Source organism: Streptomyces sp. NPDC058741 (assembly GCF_042746715.1).
Lineage (GTDB): Bacteria > Actinomycetota > Actinomycetes > Streptomycetales > Streptomycetaceae > Streptomyces.
This window is the reverse complement of record NZ_JBHYQH010000072.1, coordinates 1-10,264: the sequence shown is the minus strand read 5'-3', so window position 1 is coordinate 10,264 and position 10,264 is coordinate 1. Positions and strand designations below refer to the sequence as shown.

Here is a 10,264-nt window from a genome sequence, read left to right as displayed (position 1 = left end):
CGGCGGGATGCACACAGGGGGCGGCGCCCTGGCCCTGGTCAACGCGGACGACTGGGACGGCTCCCAGAAGGACGAGGACGGCGGCAAGGAGGAGTACGGCGAGAAGGACAAGGAGCACGGCAAGGACTCCTGGCAGGGCAAGCACGAGAAGCCGTACGGCGGGATGCACACCGGGGGCGGCGCCCTGGCCCTGGTCAACGCGGACGACTGGGACGGCTCCCAGAAGGACGAGGACGGCGGCAAGGAGGAGTACGGCGAGAAGGACAAGGAGCACGGCAAGGACTCCTGGCAGGGCAAGCACGAGAAGCCGTACGGCGGGATGCACACCGGCGGCGGCGCCCTGGCCCTGGTCAACGCGGACGACTGGGACGGCTCCCAGAAGGACGAGGACGGCGGCAAGGAGGAGTACGGCGAGAAGGACAAGGAGCACGGCAAGGACTCCTGGCAGGGCAAGCACGAAAAGCCGCGCGGCGGGATGCACACCGGTGGCGGCGCCCTGGCCGGGTCGCCGGGCATGACCGCCGGTGGCCTCGCGGTGCTGGCGGTCGCCGGCACCGGCCTGTACGCGCTGCGCCGTCAGAAGGCGTCGCAGGGCGCGGCATGACGGATGCCTGACGTCCTACCCGTCGTGGCCGCCGCACGTGTCCCTCACGTTGCGGCGGCCCGGCTCGTCCCCCCGCGTGCCGTGCCCGCCGCCCTGCCCGATCCGCTGCCGTGCCCGAATGAGGTGGTCCCTGATGGCAGCCAGTCCTCCCTCCTCCCTCGACCCCGCCCCCAGCCCCTCCAGGCGGCGGCTGCGCAAGGCCATGACGGTGGTGTGGACCGTGGCCGCCCTGGCCCTGACGGTGAGCCTGGTGGCCGGCCGTGGTGAGTCGACCGACGCCGGCGGCCCGCCGCACGCCCCATCGGCCGTCGCGCCGGCCGCCCCGTCCGCGCCCGACGTGCCCCCCGCGTCGCCGGCGCCGCGGGGGTCCGCCGCTGCCGAAACCGGCCCCCGTCTGCCACGGTCCCGGCCGGTTCGCCTGCTCATCCCCAAGATCGCGGTCGACGCGCCCTTCACCGACCTCGCCATCGGCGGCACCGGTCAGCTCGAACCGCCACCGGCCGCCGACACCAACCTCGTCGGCTGGTACGCCAAGGGCCACTCGCCCGGGGAGACAGGCACCGCGATCATCGCGGGGCACGTGGACACCGCGACGTCACCGGCCGTGTTCGCCCGGCTGAGCGAACTGAAGAAGGGCGACCGGTTCCACGTGAAGCGGGCCGACGGCAGCCGGGCCACGTTCGTGGTCGACGGCGCCGAGTCCTTCGCGAAGGACGACTTCCCGAGCGAACGGGTCTACGGCGACACCCCCGACGCGCAGGTCCGCCTCATCACCTGCTCGGGTGCCTATGACCGAAAGGCCCGGGACTACACGGAGAACCTGGTCGTCTTCGCCCACCTCGTCTGACGTCCCGGGCACCCGGCCTGACCGGGTGTCCTAGAGTGACTGGCACCAGTTCAGGCGACTGTGGGACCTGTGAGGGATTCTCGAATCATGACGACCGAAACGTTTGAGTTCCAGGTAGAGGCCCGTCAGCTGCTCCAGCTGATGATCCACTCGGTCTACTCGAACAAGGATGTTTTCCTGCGCGAGCTCGTATCCAACGCCTCCGACGCGCTCGACAAGCTCCGTCTGGAGAAGCTGCGGGACGACGCGCTCGACGCCGACGTGTCGGATCTGCACATCGAGATCGACGTCGACAAGGAGGCCCGCACCCTCACCGTGCGGGACAACGGCATCGGCATGTCGTACGACGAGGTCGGGCAGCTCATCGGGACCATCGCCAAGTCGGGCACGGCCACGCTGCTGAAGGAACTGCGCGAGGCCCAGGACGCGGCCGGGGCCGAGGGGCTCATCGGGCAGTTCGGCGTCGGCTTCTACTCCGGCTTCATGGTGGCCGACGAGATGACGCTGGTGACCCGGCGCGCCGGGGAGAGCAAGGGCACCCGGTGGTCCTCGCGTGGCGAGGCGACGTACACCCTGGAGATCGTCGACGACGCCCCCCAGGGCACCTCCGTCATGCTCCACCTCAAGCCCGCCGACCCCGAGAACCAGCTCCACGACTACACCGCCGCGTGGACCGTCCGGGACATCGTCAAGCGGTACTCGGACTTCATCACCTGGCCGATCCGGATGGTCCCGGAGGCGGGCGAGGACGGGAGCACGCCCGAGCCCGAGACGCTGAACTCGATGAAGGCCCTGTGGGCCCGCTCGCGTGAGGAGGTGTCCGACGACGAGTACCACGAGCTGTACAAGCACATCAGCCACGACTGGCGCGAACCGCTGGAGACGATCCGGCTCCAGGCGGAGGGCACCTTCGAGTACCAGGCCCTGCTGTTCGTGCCCTCGCACGCCCCGCACGACCTGTTCACCCGGGACTTCAGGCGCGGTGTCCAGCTGTACGTCAAGCGCGTCTTCATCATGGACGACTGCGAGGAGCTGCTGCCGCCCTACCTGCGCTTCGTCAAGGGCGTCGTCGACGCGCAGGACCTGTCGCTGAACGTCTCCCGCGAGATCCTCCAGCAGGACCGGCACATCCGGATGATGCAGCGCCGGCTGACGAAGAAGGTGCTGTCCACGGTCAAGGAGCTCATGACCAAGGACGCCGATCGCTACGCCACGTTCTGGCGGGAGTTCGGCACGGTCCTGAAGGAGGGGCTGGTCACCGACTCCGAGAACCGCGACGCCATCCTCGCCGTCTCCTCGTTCGCCACGACCCACGGGGACGAGCCGGCCACCCTCGCGCAGTACGCGGAGCGCATGAAGGACGGCCAGGACGACATCTACTTCATCACCGGCGAGTCCCGGCAGAGCATCGAGAACTCCCCGCACATGGAGGCGTTCCGCGACAAGGGCATCGAGGTCCTGATGCTCACCGACCCCGTCGACGAGGTGTGGGTCGACGCCGTCGGCGTGTACGAGGGCAGAACGCTCCGTTCCGTCACCAAGGGCGAGATCGACCTCGGCGCCGAGGGCGGGGAGAAGGCCGCCGAGGAGCGCGAGAAGCAGGCCGAGGAGTACGCCGGGCTGCTGGGCTGGATGCGCGAGCGGCTGGAGGAGGACATCAAGGAGGTGCGCCTGTCGGCCCGGCTCACCGTCTCCCCGGCCTGCGTGGTCTCCGACGCGCACGACCTGACCCCGGCCCTGGAGCAGATGTACCGGGCGATGGGCCAGGAGGTGCCGCGCACCAAGCGCATCCTGGAGCTCAACCCCGGCCACCCGCTGGTGAAGGGCCTGAACCGGGCCTACCGGGAGCGCGAGGACCGCACGGAGCTGGCCGAGTCCGCCGAGCTGCTGCACACGCTGGCGGTGCTCGCCGAGGGAGGCCAGCCGAAGGACCCCGCCGCGTTCGTCAAGCTGGTGGCCGACCGCCTCGAGCGCACGCTGTAGCGGCCGGGCCGGATCAGCGGTGGTCCGGGGAGTCCGCCGGCCGAGCGCCGGGCGGGACGACCTCGCCCCGGACCACCCGCGGCGCGGGACCCGTGCCCATCTATACGATGTCCGCACGGGCAACGCAGGGCGGCGGAAGGGAGACAGGGCGGTGACGGATCCCCGGCAGCGTCCCCGGCGGGGGCAGGGCGAGCTGGAGGCGCTGGTGCTGTCGGCACTACGGGAGGCAGACGGCCCGGCCACGGCCGGCTGGGTCCAGGAACGCCTCGGCGGAGACCTCGCGTACACGACGGTCATCACGATCCTGACCCGGCTGCTCGGCAAGGGCGCGGTCACCCGGGAGCGGGTCGGCCGGTCGTTCGCCTGGACACCGGCGGCGGACCAGGCGGGCCTGGCCGCCCGGAAGATGCGCAAGGTGCTCGACGCCGAGAGCGACCGCGGGGCGGTGCTGGCCAGCTTCGTCACGGGCCTCGGACCGGACGACGAGCGGCTGCTGCGCGACCTGCTGGAACAGGACCGTCGCGAGGGGGAAGGCTGAAGCCTCATGGGGGTCTTCGTCTTCCTGCCGCTGGTCCTGCCGCTCACGGCCTGGCCGGTCGCGCGCCTCGCCGAACAGAATCTGCACCCGCGCACCGCCACCCGGCTGCTGACCGCGCTGGCCGTGGTGCTGGCCCTGTGCAGCACGGTCTGCCTCGCGCTCGTCATGGTGGTCGGCACGGCCCAACTGCCCGGCAACCCACTGCCCGACGGCTGGTCGGACCCCGAGGTGCGGGCGGCCGTGCCGTACGACGAGGTCGTCGGCAAGGCCGCGATTCCCGCGCTGGGCGCGGTGGTCGTCGCCTGCGCGCGCACGCTGGGGCGGCACGCCCGGGTGCGCCGCCGGGCGCACCGCGCGCTCACCGGACTGCCGGACACCGAGGTGGCGGTGCTGCCGGACGCCGTCCCGTACGCGTACGCGCTGCCCGGACGGCACCGGGGCGGCGGCCGGAAGGGCCGTGTCGTGGTGACCACGGCCCTGCTGGACCGGCTCGGCTCGGCCGAGCGGCGGGCCCTGTTCGCCCATGAGCGGGCGCACCTCGCCGCCCGGCACGACCGCTTCCTGCTCGCCGTGCAACTCGCCGCCCGGGCCAACCCGTTCCTCAGGCCGCTGCGCACCGCCGTGGCCTACACGGCCGAGCGGTGGGCGGACGAGGAGGCGGCCCGGGCCGTCGGCAGCCGCCGCACGGTGGCACGCGCCATCGGCACGGCCGCGCTCGTCTCCCTGGGCACCCCGGCTCCCACGCTCGCGGGGCTCGCGGCGCCCGGTCCGGTCCCGCGCCGGGTGGCGGCCCTGCTCGGCCCCGCACCCGCCGTGCGCAGCTGGCCCCCGGTCTTCACGTCGGTGGGCCTCGCGGCGTGGGGCGCGGCGGCGGGCACGGCGGTGTCTGCGATGTCCTCGGCCAACTCGGCCGTGACGATGGTGCTCATCCTGCACGCGGCGACACCTCTCTGAGCTCCGCCCTCACCTCCGGCCGCGTGGTGGCGGCGGTTCCACGGTGACCCGCAGGTCACCTGCTTCGACCGCGCCGCGCCGCGCCGCCGGTCCCGCTCCTCGGCGCGACGCCGCGCGAGCGCCACGGCCGGCCGGACCGCCAAGGCGAACCCGACCACCATGAAGACGACCGACGACCGACGACCGACGACCGCCTGCGGCAGGCGGCGAGGTGCGGGTCCGACGGCAGGACGGTCCGAGAAGGGCGCAGGGCGGCAGGCGTGCACAGAAGTGCGCCTCCGGCACGGGGAGCCGAGCCGGAGACGCACCGCCCTGCTCAGCCCTCGTCTTCCTCCTCGCCCTCGAAGAAGTCGCCGACCTCGTCGACGACTTCGCTCGCCACCATGCCGCCGGCGACGCCGACCGCGAGCCCGGCCGCGCCGGCGGCGATCGCGGTGCCCATGCCGGGCCCCGAGCGGTGGCCGTCGTGGGCGTGGGCGTGGTTGTGGTCGTGGCCGTGGTCGCCCGTGCCGTATGCGGCGGGGGAGCCGTACGACGCCCGTTGCTCGATCAGGTGCTGGATCCAGCCGTCGACGAGAGTGGGCCAGTCCTGGTCCCCGACCTGCTCGTGGGAGACGGTGAAGCGGGCGAGCGCGTCGTGGCCGGGCGCGAGGAGACCGCCGCGGCGGTCCGCCTCCAGCACGACGTCCAGGCCGCCCGGATTCGCCAGGAAGGTCAGCTCGATCTCGTCGAGCTGCTGTGCGTACCGGGGGGACGGGTCGAGTTCGATCTCCTGGAAGAACGGCAGCCGCTGGCCCGTGCCCCCGATGCGGCCGTACTCCAGATCGGCCGACCGGAAGCCGAACCCCAGCCCGCCGAGGGCTTCCAGCACGGCCTCCTGCGTGGGCAGCGGGGCGACGTCCAGCCGGTCCAGGTCGCCCTTGTCCCTCGCGCCCGCGACCGACAGCTCGGTGCGCACGCCCAGGACGACGCCGAGGCTCTGCCCGTGCAGCTCGGTGACCGGCGTCTCCCACGGGAGGGTGAGCCCGAACGGGACGTCGCGCTGCTCGCCCTGCGCGAGCCGGAAGCCGCCGCCGACGGTGCAGCGGTCGAAGGGGACGATCCCTTCGTGTTCACCGTCGTCGAGTTCGGCCTCGACCCGGGCCACCAGTTCCAGGGTGATGTGCTCGATGTCGACGTCCGCGCCTCCGCCCCGCAGCAGGACCCGGCCGGAGAGGGTGCCGCCGGGCCGGACGGGTGCCGGGTCGAGGACCGTGTCGACCGTGGGTCCGCCCACGCCGAGGGCGCCGAGCAGTCGTTTGAACACCATGGTGGCGTCCACTCCTTCACGTGCGTGATCTGACTTCTACAAGCACGTAGAAGCATAGGGTGCGGGCGGCGGGAGACAGTGCCGTGCGGCCGGACGTCGCCGGATATGGCCGAAAAGGCGCCCCCCGGGGCAGCAGGCTCCACCAGCTCGCCGCGGGCCGCAGCCCACGCCCCGGCCCAGCTCGATCCGGCGGTGTCCGGTGCCCAGGCGCTCGCGTCGCCGAACGCCACCGCGCGGGCGCCCATGTGGTTCGAGGAGGCCGGACGCTGCGCCCCGCGGCGGCCGGACCGCCGTTCCCGGCGGCCGCTCAGTCGCCCGCGGCGGTCCGCGGTCCCGTCCCTCCCGGCGGAACGCCCAGGCCATGCCTGGCTCCACCACCCCGCGGAACAGCCGTCGCACGCGTGAGGTGCACAGGGCCGTCACCAGCACCGCCGCCACGGCCGTGACGACCACCGCGCCGAGGGGCCGGTGGATCCACGCCGGGTGGTACCAGCCCCGGAACGTCGAGCCCTGGGCGACGAAGCCGTGCAGCAGGTAGCCGTACAGCGTGCCCGCGCCCAGGTGGTGACCGTGCGCACGCGCAGGGTGTCCTCGCTCATCCCGCCTCCCGCGCGCGATGCGCGGAACCCGGAGGGGCGACTACGCGCCTTGCCGGGGATGCGGCCGAGGAATGCCGGTGGGACGTTTTCGCCCCCTGACCACTGCGGGCCAGCGTGAACCGCCTCTCCTGCGGGTGTAGCGCGGATCACACGGGCGGGGTGGCGGTGCCGCCGGGCCGGGGGTGGAAGGCCCGGCCCGGCGGCACCGCCGCGTCGGGGGGTCAGCTCACGGAGCAGCCGGCCCCGTTGAGGGTGAACGCCGTCGGGCTGGGGTTGGCGCTCGCCCGGGTGGCCGTGAAGCCGACCGTGACCGAGCCGGACGCGGGGATCGCCGCGGTGTACGCGGCTGCCGCGACGCTCACCTGGGAGCCGTTCTGCGTCGCCGTGCCGCCCCACAGGTTGGTGATGCGCTGGCTGTCGGGGAAGGTCCAGCGCAGCGTCCAGCCGTTGATCGCCGACGTGCCCGTGTTGCGGACGGTGATCTCGCCCTGGAAGCCGCCGGGCCAGCTGCTCGTCACCTTGTAGCCGACGCCGCAGGCCGACGGTGAGCCGCCGGACGCGGTGGTGACGGTCACCGTGGCCGAGCGGGGTGAGCGGTTGCCGGCGGCGTCGCGGGCGTAGACCGCGAAGGTGTGGGCGGTGGCGGGGGCCAGGCCGGTGAGGGTGGCGGTCGTCCTGGTCGTGCTGGTGACGGCCGTCTCGGTGCCGCCGCCGACCCGCACGATGTCGTAGCCGGTCACGCCGTTCGCGTCGGTGGCGGCCGGCCAGGTCAGCGTGACGGACGAGGACGTGACGGCGGAGGCGGTCGGGGTGCCGGGGGCCGTCGGGGGAGTGCTGTCGCCGCCGCCGGAGGAGTAGATCGCGGCCTCCTTGGCGGTGGCGGCGATGCCGTTCGCTCCCTCGAAGAGCCGCCGGCCCCAGGAGGTGAGCTGGTTCGGGTCGAAGTTCGTGACCATGTCCAGGTACTCGACCCCGCCGCCGTTGCCGCTCCACGACCAGCCGAGGTAGCCGAGCCGCAGCTGCTGGGCGACCGCCAGGATGGTGTCCTCGTCGGGGTTGCCGTCCGAGTGGTCGTGCCCGAACTCGCCGACCACGATGGGAAGTCTGGCGGAGACGAAGCGGTTCAGGTAGTCCGTGATCTCGGCGGCGGTGTCGAAGACGCCGTACATGTGGATGGAGAAGATCGTGTTGGCGTCCGGGTCGGCTGCCAGGACGGATGCGGCGTTGTCGCGCATGGTGAACGCCCAGTCCTGGCCCCAGTTGGGCGCGTCGACCATGATCGTGTGGTCGAGGCCGGCGTTCCGCAGCTTCTGGATCGCCGCCTTGGTGTCGGCCGTCCACCCCGTGTAATTGGCGTTGCCGTACGGCTCGTTGCCGAGGTTGACGATGACGTGGTTCTCCTGACCGGTCAGCGCGCTCTGCACGCTGATCCAGTAGTCGGCGGCGTGGGAGAGCGTGACGGCACCGCTCTGCTCGCCGTAGCCGGTGGTGTCGTGCACCTCCAGCACGCAGATCAGCCGGTTCCGCTTGCACTGCGCGATGACGTTCGCCACGTCGGCGGTGTCGTTGCGGGTCCAGCGGTCACCGCTGGAGAGCACCACCCGGACGGTGTTGGCGCCCTTGGCCTTGATGTGGGCCAGGGAGCTGATGCGGTCCGGGTACCAGGTGTGCGCGTGGTTGACGCCCCGCATCACGAAGTCGTTCCCGGAGGCCTCCAGGAGCCTGCCGTTCTGGATGCGGAAGCCGGCGGGCGCGGCCTCGGCGGGTGGGGTGAAGGCGAGCAGCGAGAGAAGCAGGGCGATCAGCGTGCCGGTGACGGTGGCCAGGCGAGGGGTGAGGTGCGTGTGGGGTCTCATGGCGGCTCCGTGAGGGGGGTCGGATCGGTGGGGGCGAGTGCGGCTTGCGCTGCGCTGCCGGTGTGGGGCGAGGTGTCTGCGGTCGGCGGCTCCGGGCGTCGGGGGTCGGTGGGGGAGGTCCCGGTGCTGTCCGCTGCCGGGCCGGTCTCAGCCGGCCGCGGCGTCGGCCGTGCGGGTGACGGTCGCCGCCGGGGCGCCCGCCGTTGCCGGGGCCGCGGCGGGGAAGCCGAACGAGGCTCCTGCCCCGGGCGCCAGGCGCCGTTCCACCCGGCGTCCGTGACGGTGGCCCTGCCGTCGGCGTGCCTGGTGAGGGTGCCGTTCCAGACCTGGACGATGCGCGCCCCGCCCGCCGGGGCGACGGCCGCGGTCCACCCCAGGACGGGTGAGGCGGAGGTGTTCGTCACCGTCACCTCGCCCTGGCCGCCCTGCCAGGTGGAGACGGCCCGGAAGCGGGCGGTGCATGCGGCGGGGTCACCGGGGTCGTGCGGATCGCCGGGGTCCTGTGGCACGCCCGCGTCGAGAGCCGCCGTCAGGGCCGGGTACCAGCGCGCGGCGACCTTGTCGTCGCCGGAGGCGTCGGGATGGACGCCGTCGCGGGTGTCCTCGGCCGTGCTGAAGGCCGTCCACTGGTCGACGACGGTGACCGGCGAGCGGCCGGTGGTGGTCGCCCGCGCCCAGTCGTGAATCCGGGCGTTGAGGTCGACGACCCGCTGCGCACAGCCCGTGCGGCTGCTCGGGTCCATCACGACGAGCTGCGCGACGAGGATGCGCATGGCCGGGTTGGACGCCCGCATCTGCCCGACCAGCTCGGTGTACGCGGCGAGGACGCGGTCGGGGGCGATGCCGCTCCATACGTCGTTCCTCCCGACATGCATGACAACGATGTCCGGATCCGTGGAGGCCAGCCGTCCGGGCAGCAGGTCCTGGTCGGCCATGGTGGTCACCGGCGCGCCGCCGTGCCGCTCGTTGTCGCCGTCGTGGGCCTGGCCGCAGCCCTGCGGGGGGAGGGTGCCGACGAAGTCGGCACCGGTGCGGCCGCTGTTCACCAGCCGGTTCCACAGCACCACCCGCCAGCAGCCCGGCGAGCCGGTGAGCGAATCGCCGAGCGGCATGATGCGGACCGGATCCCCCGCCGCCGGGGGCGGGGCCACCACCAGGCCGAGGGGGAGGAGGAGTGCGGCCGGCAGGCCGAGGAGCGGGGGGAACCGCAGGTACGGGGCCGTGCGAGGGGGTCCGTGCATGGTGGTCCCTTTCCTTCCGGGGTGGGAGCGCTCCCATCACATCAAGCCATCGTTGTCATTGACGCGTCAAGAGGGGGGAGGGGGCGGGTCCTCGACCGGCCGCCCGGGGCGTGGCGAAGCTGATCTTGCCGGGGCGCGCCGGACCGGTCGGCCACGGACGGCCGGGAGCGGGCCCGCGCCCCGATCGCCGCGTCGGACGTGCTGGTGGAGAACTTCCGTCCCGGCACGAGGGAACGCCTCGGTCTCGGCCACGAGGAGCCGAAGGCCCGGCATCCCCGTGGACGCCCCCGGCGAACGGCGACCCGTACGCGCGATGTTCAGGAACGCGCGTAC

The 10,264-nt window shown here is 73.0% G+C and carries 7 protein-coding genes and 3 pseudogenes; 6 read left to right on the top strand and 4 right to left on the bottom strand.

The window, feature by feature from the left end; all coding sequences use genetic code 11:
- From ACFW6P_RS31085 to ACFW6P_RS31065, 5 genes are all read left to right on the top strand, one after another.
- Positions 1–604: hypothetical protein (locus ACFW6P_RS31085; RefSeq protein ID WP_386425621.1), on the top strand; the 604-nt coding region annotated here is incomplete at its 5' end.
- A gap of 133 nt (positions 605–737) precedes the next feature.
- Positions 738–1,451, top strand: a complete 714-nt coding sequence (locus ACFW6P_RS31080; protein WP_386353972.1) for a class F sortase — start codon at positions 738–740, stop codon at positions 1,449–1,451.
- Positions 1,452–1,538: 87 nt separating this feature from the next.
- The gene (gene htpG, locus ACFW6P_RS31075) at positions 1,539–3,434 is read left to right on the top strand and encodes a molecular chaperone HtpG (RefSeq protein ID WP_386425618.1); all 1,896 of its coding nucleotides are present in this window, start codon (positions 1,539–1,541) and stop codon (positions 3,432–3,434) included.
- Positions 3,435–3,585: 151 nt separating this feature from the next.
- Positions 3,586–3,972: a BlaI/MecI/CopY family transcriptional regulator gene (locus tag ACFW6P_RS31070; RefSeq protein WP_386353968.1), complete on the top strand. Its 387-nt coding sequence runs from the start codon at positions 3,586–3,588 to the stop codon at positions 3,970–3,972.
- Positions 3,973–3,978: 6 nt separating this feature from the next.
- Entirely contained in the window at positions 3,979–4,926 is a 948-nt protein-coding gene (locus ACFW6P_RS31065; protein ID WP_386353966.1) for a M56 family metallopeptidase, read from the top strand.
- Between the two features lie 316 nt (positions 4,927–5,242).
- On the opposite strand, the gene ACFW6P_RS31060 is transcribed toward ACFW6P_RS31065, so the two are convergent.
- The 4 genes and pseudogenes from ACFW6P_RS31060 to ACFW6P_RS31045 form a co-directional block, all read right to left on the bottom strand.
- On the bottom strand, positions 5,243–6,235 hold the full coding sequence (locus ACFW6P_RS31060; protein WP_386353964.1) for a sporulation protein: 993 nt from the start codon (positions 6,233–6,235) through the stop codon (positions 5,243–5,245).
- 303 nt (positions 6,236–6,538) lie between these two features.
- Positions 6,539–6,796 (bottom strand): annotated as a pseudogene (locus ACFW6P_RS31055) (hypothetical protein); the annotation flags it as partial.
- Between the two features lie 259 nt (positions 6,797–7,055).
- Positions 7,056–8,690 carry a cellulase family glycosylhydrolase gene (locus ACFW6P_RS31050; RefSeq protein ID WP_386360156.1) on the bottom strand — a complete coding sequence of 545 codons (1,635 nt, stop codon included), beginning with the start codon at positions 8,688–8,690 and terminating at the stop codon, positions 7,056–7,058.
- 147 nt (positions 8,691–8,837) lie between these two features.
- Positions 8,838–9,931, bottom strand: a pseudogene (locus tag ACFW6P_RS31045) (GDSL-type esterase/lipase family protein).
- A gap of 165 nt (positions 9,932–10,096) precedes the next feature.
- Between ACFW6P_RS31045 and ACFW6P_RS31040 the strand changes: the two are divergent.
- A pseudogene (locus ACFW6P_RS31040) lies at positions 10,097–10,264 on the top strand (CoA transferase); the annotation flags it as partial.

Excerpts from the sequence above, each read along its gene's own strand:
- ACFW6P_RS31080 (WP_386353972.1), top strand. The coding sequence starts at position 738 with ATGGCAGCCAGTCCTCCCTCCTCCCTCGACCCCGCCCCCAGCCCCTCC.
- ACFW6P_RS31060 (WP_386353964.1), bottom strand. The coding sequence starts at position 6,235 with ATGGTGTTCAAACGACTGCTCGGCGCCCTCGGCGTGGGCGGACCCACG.
- htpG (WP_386425618.1), top strand. The coding sequence starts at position 1,539 with ATGACGACCGAAACGTTTGAGTTCCAGGTAGAGGCCCGTCAGCTGCTC.
- ACFW6P_RS31050 (WP_386360156.1), bottom strand. The coding sequence starts at position 8,690 with ATGAGACCCCACACGCACCTCACCCCTCGCCTGGCCACCGTCACCGGC.
- ACFW6P_RS31065 (WP_386353966.1), top strand. The coding sequence starts at position 3,979 with ATGGGGGTCTTCGTCTTCCTGCCGCTGGTCCTGCCGCTCACGGCCTGG.